Origin of the sequence: Kitasatospora sp. NPDC036755, assembly GCF_040636595.1 — a bacterium.
Lineage (GTDB): Bacteria > Actinomycetota > Actinomycetes > Streptomycetales > Streptomycetaceae > Kitasatospora.
In genome coordinates, this window is sequence record NZ_JBEZUT010000152.1 from 1 (window position 1) to 20,371 (window position 20,371).

Annotated in this window: 16 protein-coding genes; 3 read left to right on the forward strand and 13 right to left on the reverse strand. The window is 73.2% G+C overall.

What is annotated here, in order from left to right:
• The 6 genes from AB0E96_RS22620 to nrdR form a co-directional block, all read right to left on the reverse strand.
• Window positions 1-326: hypothetical protein (locus AB0E96_RS22620; protein WP_359826513.1), on the reverse strand; the 326-nt coding region annotated here is incomplete at its 3' end.
• 263 nt (window positions 327-589) lie between these two features.
• Window positions 590-1,168 (reverse strand): Clp protease N-terminal domain-containing protein, encoded by a 579-nt coding sequence (locus tag AB0E96_RS22625; protein WP_359826514.1) that lies wholly within the window; start codon window positions 1,166-1,168, stop codon window positions 590-592.
• Window positions 1,169-1,171: 3 nt separating this feature from the next.
• Window positions 1,172-1,408, reverse strand: coding sequence for an RNA polymerase subunit sigma-70 (locus tag AB0E96_RS22630; protein ID WP_359826516.1), 237 nt, complete (start codon window positions 1,406-1,408; stop codon window positions 1,172-1,174).
• A 60-nt stretch (window positions 1,409-1,468) separates the two neighbouring features.
• Window positions 1,469-2,233, reverse strand: a complete 765-nt coding sequence (locus AB0E96_RS22635) for an NAD(P)H-binding protein (RefSeq protein WP_359826543.1) — start codon at window positions 2,231-2,233, stop codon at window positions 1,469-1,471.
• Window positions 2,234-2,405: 172 nt separating this feature from the next.
• Window positions 2,406-5,300 (reverse strand): vitamin B12-dependent ribonucleotide reductase, encoded by a 2,895-nt coding sequence (locus AB0E96_RS22640; protein WP_359826518.1) that lies wholly within the window; start codon window positions 5,298-5,300, stop codon window positions 2,406-2,408.
• A 202-nt stretch (window positions 5,301-5,502) separates the two neighbouring features.
• Window positions 5,503-6,003: a transcriptional regulator NrdR gene (gene nrdR / locus AB0E96_RS22645; protein WP_359826519.1), complete on the reverse strand. Its 501-nt coding sequence runs from the start codon at window positions 6,001-6,003 to the stop codon at window positions 5,503-5,505.
• A gap of 353 nt (window positions 6,004-6,356) precedes the next feature.
• Between nrdR and lexA the strand changes: the two genes are divergently transcribed.
• Window positions 6,357-7,238, forward strand: coding sequence for a transcriptional repressor LexA (gene lexA / locus AB0E96_RS22650; protein ID WP_359826521.1), 882 nt, complete (start codon window positions 6,357-6,359; stop codon window positions 7,236-7,238).
• A gap of 93 nt (window positions 7,239-7,331) precedes the next feature.
• Here the strand turns inward: lexA and AB0E96_RS22655 are convergent, their stop codons facing one another.
• The 5 genes from AB0E96_RS22655 to AB0E96_RS22675 are packed head-to-tail and all read right to left on the reverse strand — an operon-like array spanning window position 7,332 to window position 15,179.
• Window positions 7,332-9,455, reverse strand: coding sequence for an ATP-dependent DNA helicase (locus AB0E96_RS22655; protein WP_359826523.1), 2,124 nt, complete (start codon window positions 9,453-9,455; stop codon window positions 7,332-7,334).
• 12 nt (window positions 9,456-9,467) lie between these two features.
• Window positions 9,468-11,291, reverse strand: coding sequence for an IucA/IucC family siderophore biosynthesis protein (locus AB0E96_RS22660; RefSeq protein WP_359826526.1), 1,824 nt, complete (start codon window positions 11,289-11,291; stop codon window positions 9,468-9,470).
• Entirely contained in the window at window positions 11,269-12,768 is a 1,500-nt protein-coding gene (locus AB0E96_RS22665) for a SidA/IucD/PvdA family monooxygenase (RefSeq protein WP_359826528.1), read from the reverse strand. The genes AB0E96_RS22660 and AB0E96_RS22665 overlap by 23 nt, the downstream gene beginning before the upstream one ends.
• A 9-nt stretch (window positions 12,769-12,777) precedes the next feature.
• Window positions 12,778-13,365 carry a GNAT family N-acetyltransferase gene (locus AB0E96_RS22670; RefSeq protein ID WP_359826545.1) on the reverse strand — a complete coding sequence of 196 codons (588 nt, stop codon included), beginning with the start codon at window positions 13,363-13,365 and terminating at the stop codon, window positions 12,778-12,780.
• Complete coding sequence (locus AB0E96_RS22675; protein ID WP_359826530.1) at window positions 13,362-15,179, reverse strand: IucA/IucC family protein; 1,818 nt, start codon at window positions 15,177-15,179, stop codon at window positions 13,362-13,364. Before AB0E96_RS22675 ends, AB0E96_RS22670 begins: the two co-directional genes overlap by 4 nt.
• A gap of 431 nt (window positions 15,180-15,610) precedes the next feature.
• On the opposite strand from AB0E96_RS22675, the gene AB0E96_RS22680 reads away from it, so the two are divergent.
• Both AB0E96_RS22680 and AB0E96_RS22685 read left to right on the forward strand, forming a co-directional pair.
• A complete protein-coding gene (locus tag AB0E96_RS22680) occupies window positions 15,611-16,807 on the forward strand; it encodes a hypothetical protein (RefSeq protein WP_359826532.1) in 1,197 nt (398 codons plus the stop codon).
• A 121-nt stretch (window positions 16,808-16,928) separates the two neighbouring features.
• Window positions 16,929-18,038 carry a hypothetical protein gene (locus tag AB0E96_RS22685; RefSeq protein WP_359826534.1) on the forward strand — a complete coding sequence of 370 codons (1,110 nt, stop codon included), beginning with the start codon at window positions 16,929-16,931 and terminating at the stop codon, window positions 18,036-18,038.
• A gap of 69 nt (window positions 18,039-18,107) precedes the next feature.
• Here the strand turns inward: AB0E96_RS22685 and hflX are convergent, their stop codons facing one another.
• Both hflX and AB0E96_RS22695 read right to left on the reverse strand, forming a co-directional pair.
• Window positions 18,108-19,610, reverse strand: a complete 1,503-nt coding sequence (hflX, locus tag AB0E96_RS22690) for a GTPase HflX (protein ID WP_359826537.1) — start codon at window positions 19,608-19,610, stop codon at window positions 18,108-18,110.
• A 270-nt stretch (window positions 19,611-19,880) separates the two neighbouring features.
• On the reverse strand, window positions 19,881-20,371 hold a 491-nt coding region (locus AB0E96_RS22695), incomplete at its 5' end, for an ACT domain-containing protein (protein ID WP_359826540.1).

Sequence of the window (20,371 nt, forward strand, 5' to 3'; positions counted from 1 at the left end):
GCGTGGTCCGCGGCGGCCGTCTCGGCCTGCCGGGCCGTACCCGCGGCGACCAGCGCCGCCCGGGTCTCCTCGTGCTGCGCGGCCAGGTCCTCGGTCAGCGCGCGGGTGCGCTCGACGCCGGTCGCCGCGAGGCCGACGGCGATCAGCCAGAGCACCGAGACGGCGGCCACCGCGAGGGCGGTGAGCGGCTGGTGCGCGCCGAACGCCCGGACGACCCCGACCGGCGCGGCGACCAGCGCCAGCAGCACGGCCGCCGCGGTCAGGGCGACGGTACGCGGCGCGGGCCGTCGGCGCGATCGGCCGTCGGGGCTGGTGGCTTCTCTCATCGGTGCGGTCCTCGGCAACGTCGGCGGGCGGCGGCGCGGGCGGCGGGTCGGCGACGGATTGCGGCCGCCGACAGCTGGTCGGGCGCATACCAGACCGCCCGGGGACGCGACGAAACGTCCCCGGGCGGCTGATCGGTTCACGCTTTCGGCCGATCATATCGATTCAGACATAGGCCTCAAGCGGCCAGTTGACGACCAATCCCCTGACACATCGCCGCCCACACCCTCCGGAACCACCACCCACCCCCACCCGGGACCACGCCTCACACCCCGGGGACCGACCCGAGCCTGTCCTCGATCGCCCGCCGCACGGCCTCCGGATCCAGCCCGTGCTCCACGATCACTCTGGCGCCGAGCCCCTCCCCCTCGCGCAACACTCCGAGCAGCAGGTGGCCCACCGCGATCTCCCTCGCCTTGAGCCGCAGGGACTCTCGCAGCGACAGCGTCAGTGCCGCCTTCGCCCCGGCCGTGAACGGGCTCCGCACCGGCCTCGACTCGGACCGGAACCAGCCGCGCCGCCTCGGCTCCCCCTCGACGGGCACGTCCAGCGCACCCTCGCCGAACACCGACTCGACGGCCTCGCGCACTGCCCCCAGATCGACCCCGATCGAGGCGAGAGCAGCCGCGTCCTCCTCCGGTCCGAGCGCCCGGCGGACCGCACGCCGCACCTCCTCCTGGTCCAGCCCCGCCTCGACCAGAACGGCGGCCGCCGGATCGCCGGGTGTGCCGACGATCGCCAGCAGCAGGTGTTCCGTCCCGACGTGCCGGTGCCGCAGCTCCCTCGCCTCCTGCTGCGCCGCGACCACGACCTGCCTCGCCGCCTCCGTGAACCGTTCGAACACCGCTCAGCCTCCGTCCTCGCCCTTGCCCGGCCCGCGCTTCGCGTACTTCTTGTGCACCGCTTGCCTGGTCACGCCCAGGCAGAGCGCGATGTCCTGCCAGGACCAGCCCTGCGATCGGGCGTTGCCCACCTGCAGGCCCTCCAGACGATCCGCCAGATCGCGCAACGCGCGGACCGCCCGGAGCCCCACGGCGGGGTCACGGCTGCTCGCCGCAGCCGCGAGTTCTCCGCTCTCGCTCATGCCGTCAACTCTGGTTGACGGCCGTCCGGGTGTCAACCCTGGTTGACACCCGGACGGGCCTCAACGGCCGCCGAACCGGCGATCCAGGGCCTCCTCGAAGGTCCCCCGGCCCACCGCCCGCTCCGGCGCCAGGTTGCCGCCCGCCCGAAGGCCGCGGCCGAACGCTCCCGGCAGGCGCAGCGGCAGCAGTGGTCGGCGTCTGCCCGCCGCCCTCAGGTAGGCCTCGGCCAGCTCCCGGTACGACAGCACCTGCGGGCCGCCCACTTCCGGCGCGAAGCCGGCGGGCCCCTCCCACACCAGGTCCGCGACCGCCTCCGCCACCTCCCGCACGTCCACCGGCTGGAACGCCACACCGCTCGGCACCGGGAGGACCGGCAGCTTCACGGCAGCGTCGAAGAACCTCAGCAGCAGGTCGTGGAACTGCGTCGCCCGCAGCACCGTCCAGCCCAGCCCGGACTCCCGCACCACCCGCTCACAGGCGAGCTTCGTCCGGTAGTACGCGAGCGGCACCCGGTCGATCCCGACGATCGACACGTACACCAGGTGCCCCACCCCGGCCTCCCGGGCCTGCGCCACCAGGGTCCGGACCCCGGCCAGGTCCTCCTTCTTCTGCGTGGTCGCGCAGTCCACCACGACCTCGACCCCGGCCAGCGCCCGCGCCATCCCGGCCCCGCTCACCAGGTCCCCGACCACCCACTCGACCCCGTCGCCCCCGGCCCGGACCCGCCGGCTCAAACCCCGCACCGCCACCCCGCGCGCCACCAGCAGCCGCACCACCTCCCGCCCGAGCGTCCCCGTCGCCCCGGTCACCAGCACCGTCCCCATCACCGCACCACTCCTTCTCGGCAGAGCCCGTTCACCCCCTACGGACCGGACACCACCCCCGGACGTGACATCGGCACGCCCGGACACACGAAAAAGCGGGGCGAGGACCGGGAAGGTCCTCGCCCCGCTTCAAGCGGTCACCTCAGGAGGCGGCCACCGGGGTCGGGCGTGATCAGCTGCAGCCGCTGGTGGAGCCGCAGCCCTCGCAGAGGTAGCAGCTGCCGGCGCGGCGCATCTTGGTGCCGCAGGAGAAGCAGAGCGGGGCGTCGGCGTTGAGGCCGAGCTGGATCTCCATCAGCTCCGTGGAGTTGTGGGCCTGCTTCGGGGTCGCCTTGGGCGCCTCGACGGCCGGGGCCGGGGCCGGCTTGGCGACGACGGGGGCCACCGGGGCGGACTGGGCGAGCGACTCGGTGTCGATCTCCTCGGCCTCCAGCGGCTCGTACGAGCCGGTCTCCAGGTGGCGCTGGCGCTCCTCGACGGAGTGGATGCCGAGCGCCGAGCGGGTCTCGAACGGCAGGAAGTCCAGCGCCAGGCGGCGGAAGATGTAGTCGACGATCGACTGCGCCATCCGCACGTCCGGGTCGTCGGTCAGACCGGCCGGCTCGAAGCGCATGTTGGTGAACTTGGAGACGTACGTCTCCAGCGGCACGCCGTACTGGAGGCCGACCGAGACGGCGATGGAGAAGGCGTCCATCATGCCCGCGAGGGTCGAGCCCTGCTTGGACATCTTCAGGAAGACCTCGCCCAGGCCGTCGTCCGGGTAGGAGTTGGCGGTCATGTAGCCCTCGGCGCCACCGACCGTGAAGGAGGTGGTGATGCCCGGGCGGCCCTTGGGCAGGCGCTTGCGGACCGGGCGGTACTCGACGACCTTCTCGACCGCGGCGACCGGGGCCTCGGCAGCCTTGGTCTCAGCGGCCTCGGAGGACTTGGTCTTCGCCGAGAGCGGCTGCCCGACCTTGCAGTTGTCGCGATAGATGGCGAGTGCCTTCACCCCGAGCTTCCAGGCCTCGAAGTAGATCTCCTCGACCTCTTCCACCGTGGCGCTCTCGGGCATGTTCACGGTCTTGGAGATGGCGCCGGAGATCCAGGGCTGGATCGCCGCCATCATCCGGACGTGGCCCATCGCCGAGATGACACGCTCGCCCATCGCGCAGTCGAACACCTCGTAGTGCTCGGGCTTCAGGCCGGGCGCGTCCATCACGTTGCCGTGCTCGGCGATGTGGGCGACGACCGCCTCGGTCTGCTCGTCCTGGTAGCCGAGGCGCTTGAGGGCGCGCGGGACGGTGCCGTTGACGATCTGCATGGAGCCGCCGCCGACGAGCTTCTTGAACTTGACGAGGGCCAGGTCGGGCTCGACGCCGGTGGTGTCGCAGTCCATCATCAGGCCGATGGTGCCGGTCGGGGCGAGCACCGAGGCCTGGGCGTTGCGGAAGCCGTTCTGCGCGCCGAGGCGCAGCACGTCCTGCCAGGTCTTGTTGGCGGCCAGCCAGATCGGGGAGTCCAGGTCGTCGACCGACTCGGCGTCGAGCGAGGCGTCCGCGTGCTGCTTCATGACCTGCTGGTGGGCGGTCGCGTTGCGGGCGTAGCCGTCGTACGGGCCGACCACGCCGGCGAGTTCGGCGCCGCGGCGGTAGGCGGTGCCGGTCATCAGCGAGGTGATGGCGCCGGCCAGGGCGCGGCCGCCCTCGCTGTCGTAGGCGTGGCCGGTGGCCATCAGCAGGGCGCCGAGGTTGGCGTAGCCGATGCCGAGCTGGCGGAAGGCGCGGGTGGTCTCGCCGATCTTCTCGGTGGGGAAGTCCGCGAAGCAGATGGAGATGTCCATCGCGGTGATGACCAGCTCGACGACCTTGGCGAAGGACGCGGCGTCGAAGGTGTCGTCGTCGCGCAGGAACTTCATCAGGTTCAGCGAGGCGAGGTTGCAGCTGGAGTTGTCCAGGTGCATGTACTCGGAGCAGGGGTTGGACGCGTTGATGCGGCCGGACTCCGGGCAGGTGTGCCAGCGGTTGATCGTGGTGTCGTACTGGATCCCGGGGTCGGCGCAGGCCCAGGCGGCCTCGGCCATCTTGCGGAAGAGCTTCTTCGCGTCGACGGTCTCGATGACCTCGCCGGTCATCCGGGCGCGCAGGCCGAATTCGGTGCCGTTCTCGACGGCGGTCATGAATTCGTCGTTGACGCGGACGGAGTTGTTGGCGTTCTGGTACTGGACGGAGGTGATGTCGTCGCCGCCGAGGTCCATGTCGAAGCCCGCGTCGCGCAGGGCGCGGATCTTCTCCTCTTCCTTCACCTTGGTCTCGATGAAGGCCTCGACGTCGGGGTGGTCCACGTCGAGGACGACCATCTTGGCCGCGCGGCGGGTGGCGCCGCCGGACTTGATGGTGCCGGCGGAGGCGTCGGCGCCGCGCATGAAGGAGACCGGGCCGGAGGCGTTGCCGCCGGAGGAGAGCAGTTCCTTGGAGGAGCGGATCCGGGAGAGGTTGAGGCCGGCGCCGGAGCCGCCCTTGAAGATCATGCCCTCTTCCTTGTACCAGTCGAGGATCGACTCCATGGAGTCGTCGACGGACAGGATGAAGCAGGCGCTGACCTGCTGGGGCTGCTTGGTGCCGACGTTGAACCAGACCGGCGAGTTGAAGCTGAACACCTGGTGGAGGAGGGCGTGGGTCAGCTCGTGTTCGAAGATCTCGGCGTCGTCCTTGGACGCGAAGTAGCCGTGCTTCTCGCCGGCGGCGCGGTAGGTGAGCACCACGCGGTCGATGATCTGCTTGAGGCTCCACTCGCGCTGCGGGGTGCCGACGGCGCCGCGGAAGTACTTGGACGTGACGATGTTGACGGCGTTGACCGACCAGAAGTCGGGGAACTCGACGCCGCGCTGCTCGAAGTTGATCGAGCCGTCGCGCCAGTTGGTCATGACGACGTCACGCCGCTCCCAGCGGACCTCGTCGTACGGGTGCACGCCAGGAGTGGTGTGGATGCGCTCCATCCGGAGACCGCCCTTCGGGGCCTTGGCGCCCTTGGCCGCGGCCTTCTCGGACTTCGACCCGCGTGCGGAACCGCTCGTGGTGTCTGTCACTTCTCGCTCCTCCTCCTGGGCAAACGCCCGAAGCGCCCTGAAAAGTCCGGGCACTGCTGGTTCGTTCTTCCGGTGTGCGGGCAGGCGGAGACCTCGCCTGCTTGCGCACGGTTTGTAGTGTTTCGTGCCCTGATTTCGGGCACGCGTGGGCCCCGCGGGGCCGTGGTGGTGCGGAACAGGGCCCGGTGGGGCCCGGCGCCTCCTAGGGCGCGGCGGCGGGGACGGACGCGCAGGTGTCGTCCGTCTCGGCGGTGCGGGGCCGCTCGACGCGGAGTTCCGCGATGGCGGCCTCGAAGTCTTCCAGTCCGTCGTACGCCTGGTACACCGAGGCGAAGCGCAGGTAGGCGACCACGTCGAGTTCCTTGAGCGGGCCGAGTATGGCCAGCCCCACGTCGTGGGTGGTCAGCTCGGCGCTGCCGCTGGCGCGCACGCACTCCTCGACCCGCTGGCCGAGCTGGGCCAGCGCGTCCTCGGTGACCGGGCGGCCCTGGCAGGCCTTGCGGACGCCGGTGATGACCTTCTGCCGGGAGAACGGCTCGGTGACGCCGCTGCGCTTGATGACCATCAGCGCTGCCGTCTCCACCGTGGTGAAGCGGCGGCCGCAGTCCGGGCACTGCCGACGGCGGCGGATGCAGCTGCCGTCCTCGGTGGTCCGGCTGTCGACAACACGGCTGTCGGAGTGCCGGCAGAAGGGGCAGTGCACCTCGGGATCCCTCCCTGGCAGAACGTTCGGACTTGTCGAGTCTATGCGATGCGCCCCCGGCCTGGGCAAGCTGATCATGCGGGGCGACCACTAGTACTGGGCACGGAGAGGACTGTAGCCACTACATCTGGGACTCTGGGGGAGGTGAGCGCCGTGGCGTGTCGATGCCGCGACGGCGCGGATTAGACTGCCGGAGTCGAGTTCGGCTCGAACATTTACTCGATGTACAACAAAGCCTTGATCGAGTCAGTCAACTCCCGAATAATTCACTCGAACGTGTGTTTGGCGCAACCTTTCGATAGGAGGCGCGTTGGGCTGGAAAAGGGAGAGGACAGCCGTCGAGAGGGGCCGCCGTGAACACGATCGAAAGCAACACCATCCCGGTGCAGGAACACTCCCAGTTCAAGGTGGGGCAGCGCACCACGAATCAGCAGGGTGTGGACATCAGCATGGACCGTAGCGAAGACCACCGCCTCTCCGGCGCGGCCCTTTCCGGGGCCACTCGCGTGCCCGACCAGCCGATCGAACACTCCGCCGCCATGGACGACTCCCACCCCTCCCCCGCGCGCGCGATGCCCGGACGCCCCCCCGGCATCCGCACCGACGAGGCCGGACTCACCGAGCGCCAGCGCCGGGTGATCGAGGTCATCCGGGACTCCGTCCAGCGCCGCGGCTACCCGCCGTCCATGCGCGAGATCGGCCAGGCCGTCGGCCTGTCCAGCACCTCCTCGGTCGCCCACCAGCTGATGGCCCTGGAACGCAAGGGCTTCCTGCGCCGGGATCCGCACCGCCCACGCGCCTACGAGGTCCGCGGCGTCGAGGTGGCCCGTCCGAACACCGCCGAGACGGCCGGCCGGCCCTCCACCTCCTATGTCCCGCTGGTCGGCCGGATCGCCGCCGGCGGGCCGATCCTGGCCGAGCAGACGGTCGAGGACGTCTTCCCGCTGCCCCGCCAGCTGGTCGGCGAGGGCGAGCTGTTCGCACTCACCGTGCGCGGCGACTCGATGATCGAGGCGGCCATCTGCGACGGCGACTGGGTCACCGTGCGCCGCCAGCCGGTCGCCGAGAACGGCGACATCGTGGCCGCGATGATCGACGGCGAGGCCACCGTCAAGCGGCTCAAGCGCGAGGACGGCCGGATCTGGCTGATGCCGCACAACCCGGCGTACGAGCCGATCAACGGCGACAACGCGACCATCCTGGGCAAGGTCGTCGCGGTCCTGCGCCGGCTCTGACGACGCCCACCGCCACCAGTCGGAGAGGGGCTCCGCCGCGACTGCGGGGAGCCCCTCCGGCGTTTGGTGCCGCGGAATGGCCGCGGCGGGCGCTCAGCCCCGCTTCACCACCGGCCGCACCGGCGCCGCCGAGGCGTCGATCGCCGCCAGCGAGCGGCGCACCTGGTTGCGGTCCGTGGTGTACCAGAACTCCGGCATCGAGGACCGGAAGAAGCTCCCGTACCGCTTGGTCTCCACCCGTGGGTCCAGCACCGCGACCACTCCCCGGTCGTCGGCCGCGCGCACCAGCCGGCCCGCGCCCTGCGCCATCAGCAGCGCCGCGTGCGTCGCCGCGACGGCCATGAAGCCGTTCCCGCCGCGCTGTTCGACGTCCTTCTGCCGGGCGCTCATCAGCGGGTCGTCCGGCCGGGGGAACGGGATCCGGTCCATCACGACCAGCTGGCAGGCCGAGCCGGGCACGTCCACGCCCTGCCAGAGCGAGAGCGTGCCGAACAGGCAGGTGGTCGCGTCCGAGGCGAACTCCCGGATCAGCTCGCCCAGGGTGTCCTCGCCCTGGAGCAGGACGCGGTGGTCGAGCCGCTCGCGCATCGCCTCGGCGGCCGTCTGGGCGCCGCGCATCGAGGAGAACAGGCCCAGCGTCCGCCCGCCGGCCGCGCCGATCAGCTCGGCCAACTCGTCCAGCATGTCCGGGCGTTCCGGGTCCCGCCCGGGGTCGGCCAGGTGCTTGGCGACGTACAGGATGCCCTGCTTGGGGTACTTGAACGGCGAGCCGACGTCGATCCCGCGCCAGTGCGGGACGGCGTCCTCGCCGAACCCCGGCTCGGGGTTGTCCCCGGCGGTGCGGACGTCCGGCAGCCGCGTCTCGGAGGGCAGGCCCACCGAGGCGGCGACGCCGTTGAAGTCCCCGCCGAGCTTGAGCGTCGCCGAGGTGAGGACGACCGAGCGCTCCTTGTACAGGCCCTCGCGCAGCAGCCCGGAGACGCTCAGCGGGGCGACCCGCAGCGAGGCGGTGCCCAGCCCGTAGCGGTCGCTGCGCTCGATCCAGACCACGTCGTACTCGGAGTCCTCCAGCAGCCGCTCGGCCGTCTCGTGCAGCGCCTCGGCCGAGGCCATCGCCTGCTTGCGGACGGCGTCCTCGTCGCTGAGGCCCTTGTCCCTGGTCTCCCCCAGCGAGGTGATCACCTGGCGGGAGGCGTCCCGGATCGCGGTGACCGCGTACGCCAGGTACTCGGGCAGCTCCTCGACCCGGCCGGGCTGGGCGGTCTCCATCAGGCCGTGGTAGTTCTCGGCGGCGGCCTGGAGCGCGTCGACCGCCTTCTCGTTGGCCAGCCGCGCGGCCCGCTTCACCGCCCGGTTGACCGCACCGACGGTCAGCTCGGCGGTGGCCGCGCCGGTGACCCGGTTGACCAGCTCGTGCGCCTCGTCCACGATCAGCAGCCCGTGCTCGGGCAGCACCGGCGCGCCCTCGATCGCGTCGATCGCGAGCATCGCGTGGTTGGTGACCACGACGTCGGCCAGCTTGGCCCGCTCCCGCGCCTTCTCCGCGAAGCACTCCTGCCCGTACGGGCAGCGGGTGGCTCCCAGGCACTCCTTGGAGGTGACCGACAGCTGGGCCCAGGCCTTGTCGGAGACGCCGGGGCTGAGGTCGTCGCGGTCCCCGGTGTCGGTCTCGTCGGCCCACTCCCGCAGGCGCAGCACGTCCTGCCCGAGCTTCCCGGTGGGCCCGCCGAGCGCGTCCACCGGGTCGAACAGGCCCTCGCCCTCGTCGCTCGGGGTGCCCTCGTTGGCCCGGTGCAGGCAGAGGTAGTTGGAGCGGCCCTTGAGCATCGCGAACAGCGGGCGGCGGCGCAGCACCGGGTGCATCGCCTCGACGGTGCGCGGCAAGTCCCGTTCCACCAGCTGGCGTTGCAGCGCCAGCGTGGCGGTGGCGACCACCACGCGGTCGCCGTGGGCGAGCGCGGGCACCAGGTAGGCCAGGGACTTCCCGGTGCCGGTGCCGGCCTGGACGAGCAGGTGCTCGGCGTGGTCGACGGCGTCGGCGACGGCCTCGGCCATCCGGACCTGACCGGGGCGCTCCACACCGCCGACGGCCGCCACCGCGGCGTGCAGCAGTTCGGGGATCCGCGAGCGCGGGACGGCGACGGCGTCCTCGGCCTCGTCGCCGAGGACCGCCGCCCGCTGGGATTCGGAGTCGTGGGATTCGGAGTCGTTCGTCATGACCCTCCCACCCTACGGGGCGGGGGTGACAATCCGGTCCCGTTGCCCGGGCATTCGCACGTCCACGGTGACCAGCGCGTTGGGCACCGTCCCGTACCGGGCGGCGTGCGGGCGGTGCGGGCGGTCCTGGTAGCCGTCCAGCAGCAGCCGGTTGCGGTTGAGGCAGAGCCGGTCGATCCGGGGGCGGAACAGGTCGAACAGCTCGAAGCGCTCGCGCAGCTCGGGGAAGCGCTCCTGGTAGCGCAGCACCTCGGCGCGCAGCAGGGCCCAGAACTCGGTCTCGGGCAGTCCGGTCTGCGCCTCCAGCAGCGGGGCGAGGAAGCGGAAGACGCCGATGAACAGCCCGGAATGGATGAACTGGCAGAGCCCCTGCGGGCTCTCCCGCAGCAGCACCTCGGCGACCTCGGCGGGCAGGCCGTGCAGTTCGGGCAGGCTCTGGGCGCTGAGGTTGACGTCGTCCACGAAGTCCTTGACCGCGAGCCGGACCGGCGCGTCGGACGCGTCGAAGACCACGATGGCGTTCTCGCCGTGCGGGGAGAAGACCAGCCCGTAGCGGTAGAGGAAGTGCAGCAGCGGCGGCATCATCGCGGCGAACAGCCGGGCGGTCCAGTCGCCGGGAAGCAGGCCGGAGCGGTCGATCAGCTCGGCGGCCAGCGCCCGCCCGTCGGAGCCGCTCTGCAGCAGCGAGGCCAGGGTGCGGGCCCGTTCGTCGCCGTCCAGGAACGGGCCGAGCGGCTGGCGCCAGATCGCGCCGAGCAGCTCCTTGTACTGGTACGGCGCCTCGGGCAGCTCGCGGTAGAGCGGGTGGTCGACGGTGACGGAGGCGATCTCGCCGAGCAGCACCACCCGGCACTCGTCGCGCAGGTACGGGTCGGCGTCGCGCAGTCCGAGCAGCCAAGCGGTGACGGTGGGGGCGGCCAGGGTGCGCTCCACCGGCAGGCCGCGCCAGACCAGGGTGTTGAGGATGGACAGCGGCAGCTTGACGGTGCAGCGCTCGGGGTGGGCGGTATTGAAGAAGGACCGGATGGACTGCTGGGGCAGCCGTGGGTCGCCGTCCGAGGGCAGCGGGACGATCTCGCCGGAGGCGATCCAGGGGGCGAACAGCGGCAGGACCGTCTCCTCCCACTGCCAGGGGTGGACGGGCAGCAGCAGGTAGTCCTCGGCGTCCGGGCCGAGCGCGGCGCGCAGCGCGTCCACGTCGTCCAGCTCGCGGGCGTACAGCTGCTCGGGCCGTTCCAGGCCGGGTACGCCGCGGTACTCGGCGAGCCGCTTGTGGACCGCGATCCAGGGCAGCGGGCGCGGGCTGCGGGCCTCCGGGGCCCAGCGGGCGGTGTCGGCGGCGGAGAAGCCGATCCGGCCCTTGTTGGGGACGATCCAGGGGTGGCCGGTCTGCCGGCCCTCCAGCGCGGCGTGGTCGAGGTCGGCGAGTTCGGCGGCGGTCAGCGCGGTGGCGAGCTGGCGGGCATCGGCGGTGAGGGTGGCGGAGAGCTCGCGGATCAGGTGGCCGGTGGTCTCGCCGCGCAGGCCGAGGGTCTGCCGGGCGTACGGGAGGAAGCGCAGCGGGTCCAGGCCGTCCGGGCGGGAGCAGCGGACGGACTCCGGGTCGACCTGCCAGCTGTCGTAGGCGCCGCGGCGGGCGGTGAAGCGGTACTCGGCCTCGGGCAGCTCCAGCCGGTACTCCCCGGGCTCGTCGCCGGGGACGGGCCGCAGCAGCTCCTCGTAGGCGAACTCTCCCAGCATCTTGGCCAGCAGGGCGCGGCCGGCTCGCCGCCAGTGCCCGGCGGTGAGGTGCGGGGGCAGGTGGAGCGGCGGTTCAGCGGCCGACTGTTGCGGCACGGGTCAACTCCTGGGGGCGGGGGACGGCGGGGGTCGGGTCGGCGGCGGCCGGACCGGCATGACTCCGGTCGGCGCGGGTCCCGTCGACTCGGGCCGGGTCGACCGGGGGCCGGTCGGCGGCCGGGTCGGGGGACGCGGCCGGGTCGGGGGACGCGGCCGCGTGGACGGGCGGCGCGAAGCCGGTCCAGGCGGTGCGCCCGGGCAGCCGGTGGACGGTGCGCCCGGTGACGGCGTTGAGGATCACGGCCGCCCGGTGGGCGCCGAGCCCGAGGTCGGGGGTGCCGACGCCGTGGGTGTGCAGTTCGGCGTTCTGGACGTACAGCCCGCCGGTGAGCTCGGGCCGGGTGGCGACCCGGTGGTCCAGGTCGACCCTGTAGCGTCCGGCCTCGTCCCAGTCGATCAGCTCGGCGAGCGGTTCGAGTGCGGCGGGGCGGGCCGCCCGGTAGCCGGTGGCGAGCACCACGGCGTCGGTGCGCAGCAGGTGCTCGGCGCCGGAGTCGGTGTGCCGGCAGTGCAGTTCGAGGCCGCCGCAGGGGCCGGGGCGGGCGGCGTCGACGGCGGTGCCGGGGGTGATCTCGACCGGGAGGGCGTCGATCGGGCGGCCGATGGTGCGCTCGTAGAGGTGGTCGTGGATCTCGGCGAGGGTCTCGGCGCTGGCGGCCTTGTGCAGCTGCCACTGGGCGGTGACCAGGGCGGCCCGGACGGGTGCGGGCAGGCCGTGGAAGTAGCGGGTGTAGTCGGGGGTGAAGTGCTCCAGGCCGAGCTTGGAGTACTCCATGGGGGCGAGTGCCCTGGTCCGGGTGAGCCAGCGCAGCCGGACGCCGTCGCCCTCGTGGCGCCGGAGCAGGTCGAGGAAGACCTCGGCCCCGGACTGCCCGCTGCCGACCACGGTGATGTCCCGGGCGCCGGCCAGGTCGGCGCGGCGCTCCAGGTACTCGGCGGAGTGGAAGGCCCGCGGGTGGCCGGCCAGCGCGGTGAAGGCCTCGGGCAGCACGGGCCGGGTGCCGACGCCGAGGGCGAGGTTACGGGCCCTGGCCTCGGATCGCCGGCCGGTCGCGGTGTCGGTCAGCTCGACGCGGTACCAGGGCGCTTCCCAGTGCAGGGCGGTGACCTCGGTGCCGAAGCGGCAGTTGGCCAGGTGTTCGGCGGCCCAGCGGCAGTAGTGGTCGTACTCGCGGCGCGGCAGTTGGAAGCGCTCGGCGAAGTAGAACGGGAAGAGCCGGTCCTGCTCGCGCAGGTAGTTGAGGAAGGACCACGGGCTGGTCGGGTCGACCAGGGAGACCAGGTCGGCGAGGAACGGCACCTGCATCCGGGCCCCGTCCACCAGCATCCCGGGGTGCCAGCGGAACTCCGGCCGCTGGTCGCAGAAGAGCGTGCGCAGGCCGGGGACGGGCTCGGCGAGTGCGGCGAGCGAGAGGTTGAACGGGCCGATGCCGACGCCGAGCAGGTCGTACGGAGGGGGTGTCGAGGTGTCCACGGGTTTGTCCTAGGCGGGGAGTCGGTCCTGCGCGACGGGCCGGCCGGCCCGTTCGAGGACCATCAGGGCGGCACGCTTGTCGGGCAGGTCGAGTTCGGCGGCGGCCCGGAATCCGGCCCGTTCGAAGGCCCGGACGGACCGCCGGTTGCGGACGTCCGGTTCGGCCACCACCCGTTCGCAGCGCGGGTTCCGGAGCAGAATCAATTCTGCGAGGGCGGCGAGGAGGACGGCGCCCAGCCCGCGGCCCCGGCTGGCGGCGGGGCCGAGCAGCAGGTGCACGCCGGTGTCGTGCGGCCGCGCCGGGTAGTGCGCGGCGAGCGGGTCGAGGTCGGCGCGATAGACCTCCCAGTAGCTCATCGGCTCGCCGTCGAGCAGGCCGAGCCACGGGGTGCTGCGGCCGTCGCCGTCCAGCTGGGCGCGGACGTGCCGTTCGGTGGCCTCCGGCGGCCCGGCGAGCGTCCAGAAGGCGTCGACCTCGGGGTCGTTCATCCAGCCGGCGAGCAGCGCCAGGTCGGCGGGCAGCCGGACCGGGCCGAGCCGGAACTCACCGGCCGGGGTGGGGACGGGGCCCCACCCGGGCGGGTCACAGGGCATCAGGCTCCCGCCACCGGGTTGGGGATGTCCACGTACACGGACTGGCTGGCGACCGGGCCGACCAGTTCGTCCATGCCGTTGATCCGGGTGAGCAGGTTGGCCTTGCAGGGCAGCGTGGGCTGTTCCAGCAGCAGTCCGGGCAGCGCCGAGCCGGTGGCGGCGGCCTGAGGGCCGGTGAGGAACCGGCGCAGCGCGGCCAGCAGCACCGTCTCGTCGGCGAGCCGCTGGGAGCCGAGGGCACCGATCAGGCCGAGCACGTGGTTGATGCCGAGGTAGTAGGCGAAGTGGTGGTCGATCACCCCGTCCGGCAGGAAGGTGTCGCTGTCCGTGCCGAGTCCGGGCAGCCGGGCGGTGAGCCGGTCGGCCGCGCTCTCCCGGTAGTAGTAGCCCTGGTTGTCGCGGTAGCGGCCGCCGCACGGCCAGCCCTCGGCGTCCAGCTGCACGAGGCTGTTCTGCTGGTGCGCCTCCAGGGCGATGCCGCCCCGGCCGTCCAGCCAGAGGATCGGCAGGACGACCGCGTCCAGGTAGCGAAGGAACCATTCGGCGGCCACGGTCTGCAGCGGGCGGGCGCAGCGGGCGGCCAGGGCCCGCAGGATGTCGCCGAGTCGGGAGGGCACGGTGTCGCCGGTGCCCAGCGGCTGTTCGGCGGCCAGCCCGGCGACGCACAGCACGCGGTCGGTGGGCGCGAAGGGCTGGGCGCGCAGCACGGTGTCCAGGCCGCCCGGGTCGCCGAGGTCGGGGTGGTCGACGCCGATCCAGGCCGGGTCGCGGACGATGTCGAAGCCGGGGTGGGCGGCCCGCCACTCGGCGGCCAGCCCGCTCTCCAGCAGCCGGTGCATCTCCAGGCCGCGGTGCAGTTCCTTGCGCAGGTTCTCCCGGCGGGAGTTGGTGATCCGCAGGCCGAGCGAGAGCTTGAGCATCCACGGGGTGCCGGGCCGGTAGACGGTGCGCACCGAGGAGGTGGGGTACCAGGGTTCGCCGGCCGGGCCGAGGTCGTGCAGCAGTCCGTCGGCGAGCAGTGCGGCGACGGCCGGGCGGTGGGCGAGTTCACGGGCCTGCCAGGGGTGCAGCGGGACGGCGGCGGTGCCGGGCGGCAGCGCGGTGCCGCCGTCGAGCAGGCCGGCGGTGAGCCGCTCGGCGCTCTCGGCGACGGCGGAGCCGGCCGCCAGCAGTTCGCGGTCCACCGCCCACCAGTGCAGTTGGAAGGAGCCGTGCAGTTCGGGCGAGTAGGCGGCGCTCTGGGCCGGGCCGAGGCCGTCGCGGCTCTTCGGCGTGGGGTGCAGCGGGTGGCCGAGCAGCAGGGACTGCTCGGCGGCGAGGAAGTGCGAGCGCTCCGGTCCGCCGGGTGTGGCGGCGGTGCGGCGGTGGGCGAGGATCTCGGCGGTGCGCACGACCGAGTCGGCGACCCTGGCGGCCAGGTCGGCGACCTGCCCGGGGTCGGGCCGTTCGGCGGCCGCGGCGGCGAGCAGCGCGGCGGCGGTGACGGCGTCCACGGGGGCCTCGGCGGTGCCCTCGCCGGCCGACAGCGTGGCCGACCCGAAGCGGTGCCAGCCGCCGGGCGACCAGTAGGCGACCGGGGCGGTGAGCCGGGCGGCCCCGCCGAGGACGGCGATCCGCAGCCGGCCGTCCGGGCCGGGCCGGGCCCCGGTCTCCCGGGTCCAGCAGCGCAACAGGGCCTCCAGCCCGGCCTGTTCGGCGGCGACGGCCGGGTCGGGGTGCAGCAGCAGGTCCTTCCCGTGGGGCCGCTCCGCGGCGGGCGGCGGGACGGGGACGGCGACGGGGGCGGGCGGGGCTCCGGTGAGGGCGGCGGTGCTCAAGGCTGCTCCTTGGGGCGCGTGGGGGTGCAGACGCGCGCTGTGGTGGAGGGGATCGGCGGGCGCTCGCACCGTCGCGTCAGGTAAGGGTTACCTATCCATGACGGGTGATCACAAGGACCGCTCACTCGTCCGGGTGAGAATCGGCGATTGTCCACCTCCGGGGCCGGATGCCCTGCTGGGCCGGTGAACGGGCCGGGCCGGGATCACGGATCGGTGACCTCCGGCCCGCGCCGCAACCCGGGGGGCGGGCATCGCCGTCCTCCTCCGCGATGGAAGACTCCAGGGCGGCGGACCACCGCACCGCGGACCGGCCGGACACGCACCACCCCGGCCCGGAGCCGCCGGCCGCGGTACCGTCCGGCGGCCCGGCGCCACCCGGCCGCCCGGCACCGCCCAGCACCGATCGACCGATCACAGGGGGAAGCGCACAGATGCCTAGGATCCACCGGTCAGCCCTGGCCGCCGCCCTGGCCGCGGGCACCCTGCTGGCCGTGAGCGCCTGCGGGCCGGACGGCCCGGCGGGAGACAACGGGACCACCGCCGCGCCGCCGCCCTCCTCCCAGGCGGGCACGGCCGCGGGTTCGGGCGGCGTGATCGGCGGGATCACCCTCCCGTCCGGGCTGCCCACCGGCCTGCTGGAGGGGCTGCCCAGGAGCTGGGACGACCTGAAGAAGTGGAAGTACGAGGACTGGGACAAGTGGGCGTCCAAGCACGTCTTCAACAACCCGGTGGTGAAGGACTTCTGGGACCCGGACAAGATGGGCGACTCCAAGCCCGCCGACCCGGCCCCGCCCGCCGCCAAGCCCGCCCCCGCCACGCCCAAGCCGTCCACCGACGAGGGCGTGACCGACCCGGAGCCCGCGGTGGTCAAGGCCGTGACGGTGCCCCGCCCGTACACCAAGCAGCCCTCCGGCAAGGTGTTCTTCTCCGCCCAGGGCGGCCGCGGCAACTGCTCGGCGACGGTGATCACCGACCCGCAGCACCCGGGCAGGAGCAACCTGGTCTGGACGGCCGGCCACTGCGTCCACGAGGGCAAGGGCGGGAACTTCTACAAGGACCTGGTCTTCGTGCCCGCCTACAACAACTCGGGCGCCTCCAGCGGCGGGAAGCGCGCTCCGCTGTCCGAGCTGGCCCCGCTCGGCACCTGGTGGGCCGACCAGGTCACCACCTCCCCGCAGTGGATGGTCGAGGGCGGCGGCACCGGCGACGCCGCCAACCAGTACGACTTCGCGGTCATGCGCGTGCACAACCAGAACGACACCGGCAAGTCCCTGGAGGAGACGGTCGGTTCGGCCGTCCCGGTCTGGTTCGACGCGCCGCGCGACCAGCTCAAGGTCTCGGCCGCCGGCTACCCGCTGGTCAAGCCGTTCGACGGCCAGGAGCTGTACAGGTGCGACGGCGGCAAGCCCACCCGGCTCTCCTTCGACGCCAAGCGCCCGACCATGCTGACCATCGGCTGCGACATGACCCAGGGCGCCAGCGGCGGCGGCTGGTTCGCCACCATGCCGGACGGCAGGACCGCCCTGGTCAGCAACACCTCGATCGGGACCCAGGACCACACCTCGCTGAGCGGCCCGTACCTGGAGGCGGTCGCCCGGCAGGCGCTGGACTGGATCTCCAAGAAGTAGCCGGGTCGCGGACGCGGCCGCCGTTCCGTCGGAGCGGTGGCCGCGCCGGCGAACCGACGGAACGGCGGCCGCCACGAGGGGCGGCACGGAACCACCAGCACAGCACGGGGGACGAGCCAGCATGCCGAGAACCATCCGCCGGGCCGCGACGGCCGGCGCCGCGCTGCTCGCCGCGCTCGCCCTGGGCGCGGCCGGGTGCGGCCCGGACGGCCCCGCCCGGCCCGCCACCGCTCCGCTGGCCATGCCCAGGTCCGCACCCACCAGCGCGGGCGACCTCTCCGGCTGGAAGGTGGAGGACTGGGCCCGCTACGTCGCCGACAGCGGCTTCGCCGACGAGCCGGCGCCCGGCTCCTGGACGGCGGCCCGGATGGACGCCGCCAAGCCCCGGCCCACCCCGGAGTACTCGCTGACCGCCCCCGCGGCGGCCGGTGTGGAGCGGGACGCCGCGCCCGCCGCCGTCCCGGCCGTGCCGCAGCCGCACCCGTACGGGCAGGTCGGTTCGGTGGTCGGCCGGCTCTTCATGACCACACCGCAGGGCGACGCGGCCTGCTCCGCCACCGTGGTCTCCGACCCGGTCAACCCGGGCCGCAGCAACCTCGTCTACACCGCCGCGCACTGCCTGCACGACGGCAGGGGCGGCGGCTGGCTGAAGAACCTGGTCTTCGTGCCCGGCTTCAACCGGGACGGCCGGGTGGTCCGCGGCAAGCCGGGCGCCGACCAGCAGGCCGCCCCGTACGGCCGGTGGACGGCGGTGCGCGCGCTGGTCTCGCCGACCTGGCTCCAGGAGAACGGCGTCGGCGCCCGCCACCAGTACGACTACGGCGTGCTGCGGGTGCGCGCGGAGGACGGCTCCGGCCGGTCCCTGGAGGAGGCGGTCGGCGGCTCGGTGCCGATCTGGTTCAACGCCCCGCGCGACCGGATCACCGCGGCCGCCGCCTACGGCTACCCGGCCGAGCGGCCGTTCGACGGCCTGGAGCTCGAGCACTGCGACTCCCCGGTCGCCCCCGGGCGGCTCTCCTTCGACCCGGCCCGCCCACCGATGTACGTGATCGGCTGCACCATGACGGCGGGCTCCTCCGGCGGTGGCTGGTTCGTCACCCGGGACGGCAAGCCCAACCTGGTCAGTGTCGGCGCGGTCGGCAACCGCGCTCCGGCCGGCTACCAGGCCGGCCCCTCGCTGCAGGACCAGGCGAAGCAGGCCTTCGACTACTTCGCCAAGAACGTCAGGTAGTCCCCGCGGGCGCGCGGAAGGGCCCCGGGACGGCAGTCCCGTCCCGGGGCTCTTCCGCGCGTTCCGGCCTCAGCCCCGCAGGGCCACCGCGAAGTACTCCAGCTCGGCGGCCAGTTCGGCCGCCACCTTGGCGTGCAGCAGGGTGCCCTCGCCGGTGTGCTCGGTGGAGATCAGCTCGCCCTCGGCGTGCACCCGGGAGACCAGCGCGCCCTGGGTGTAGGGCACCAGGGCCCGCACCTCGACCGCCGGGCGCGGCAGCTCGTCGTCGATGAGCTGCAGCAGCTCCTCCATGCCCGCGCCGCTGCGGGCCGACACCACGATGGCGTGCGGCTCGCGGCGCAGCAGCCGCTGGAGCACGTGGGGATCGGCGGCGTCCGCCTTGTTGATCACCACGATCTCCGGCACGTTCTGCGCGTCGACCGAGACGATGACCTCGCGGACGGCGGCCAGCTGCGTCTCCGGCTCGGGGTGCGAGCCGTCCACCACGTGCAGGATGAGGTCCGCGTCGGCGACCTCCTCCATGGTCGAGCGGAACGCCTCGACCAGGTGGTGCGGCAGGTGCCGGACGAAGCCGACGGTGTCGGCCAGCGTGTAGAGCCGCCCGCTCGGGGTCTCGGCCCGGCGCACGGTCGGGTCCAGGGTGGCGAACAGCGCGTTCTCCACCAGCACGCCCGCGCCGGTGAGCCGGTTGAGCAGGGAGGACTTGCCGGCGTTGGTGTACCCGGCGATGGCCACGGACGGCACCTGGTGGCGCTTGCGCTCCTGGCGCTTGGTGTCGCGGCCCTTCTTCATGTCGGCGATCTCCCTGCGGAGCTTCGCCATCTTCTCGCGGATCCGGCGCCGGTCGGTCTCGATCTTGGTCTCACCGGGACCGCGGGTGGCCATGCCGCCGCCCGAGGTGCCGGAGCCACCGCCACCCATCTGCCGGGACAGCGACTGACCCCAGCCGCGCAGCCGGGGCAGCATGTACTGCATCTGCGCGAGCGAGACCTGGGCCTTGCCCTCCCGGGACTTGGCGTGCTGGGCGAAGATGTCCAGGATCAGGGCCGTCCGGTCGACGACCTTGACCTTGACCACGTCCTCCAGGTGGATCAGCTGGCCGGGGGTGAGCTCACCGTCGCAGACCACGGTGTCGGCGCCGGTGGAGGCGACGATGTCGCGCAGCTCCTTCGCCTTGCCGGAGCCGATGTAGGTGGCGGCGTCGGGCTTGTCGCGGCGCTGGATGACGCCGTCCAGCACCTGGGAGCCGGCCGTCTCGGCGAGTGCGGCGAGCTCGGCCATCGAGTTCTCCGCCTCTTCCAGCGTGCCGTCCGTCCAGACGCCGACGAGGACCACGCGCTCCAGGCGGAGCTGGCGGTACTCGACCTCGGTGACGTCCTCGAGTTCGGTGGAGAGGCCGGCGACACGGCGCAGGGCTGCTCGCTCGCTGCGGTCGTACTGGTCGCCGTCGTAGTGGTGGCCGAGGTCCTCGTCGATGGCCGCGAGGTCCTCGTCCATGAGGGCTTCCGCCCGCAGACCGTCGAGGCGGCGCGGAGCGTCGGCGTGGTCGCGGGTGTCGAACGTGGAGGTCATTCTGTCCTTTGGCTCGCTGGTACGGGTGGCCTTCGGGGACCGCGGCTGCGGCCCCGTACGGAGTCTGCCCAGCTGCCGCCCCGATTACCGTCCGAGCGGGGTGAGCTACCCCTCAGGTCCCCGGGTGCCGCCCGGGCTCCTGTGCCCGGAGAACGCCGTGGACCGGCCGTGAATTCCCCATGATGGTCGCACGCCCGGACCGGGCCGGTCATCCCCATTTCCCCGGGACGGCCGCTCCGGCGCCGCTCCCGGGCCCCCCGCCGGTCCCGGCTACACCCCCTCGGGGGCGTGCGGGCGGCTCACGTCGTACACCCCGGAGACCTTGAGCATCGCCCGCATCAGCCCCGGCAGCGCGGCCGGCTCGGGCAGTTCGACGGTGTAGGTGTGCCGGACCCGGGACTCCTGCGGCGGCTCGACCTCCGCCGAGACGATGCCGACTCCCGCCCCGGAGATCGCCGCGGTGAGGTCGGCGAGCAGCCGGGGCCGGTTCAGTGCCTCGGCCCGCAGGGTGACCCGGTGCCCGGCCGCCGGCCCGCCCTCCGGGTGCCAGCGCACCTCCAGCTCGGCCCGCCCGTCGGCGCGCATCCGCTCCCCCGCCGGGCAGCCGGTGCGGTGCACCGCGACCGCGCCGCCGCGGATCGGGTAGCCGGCGACCTCGTCCGGCGGCACCGGGGTGCAGCAGCGCGCCAGCCGGACGGACGCCCCGGGTCTCGGCGACCAGCGCCTCGATCTCCTCGGTGGAGAGCGCCATGCAGAGCAGC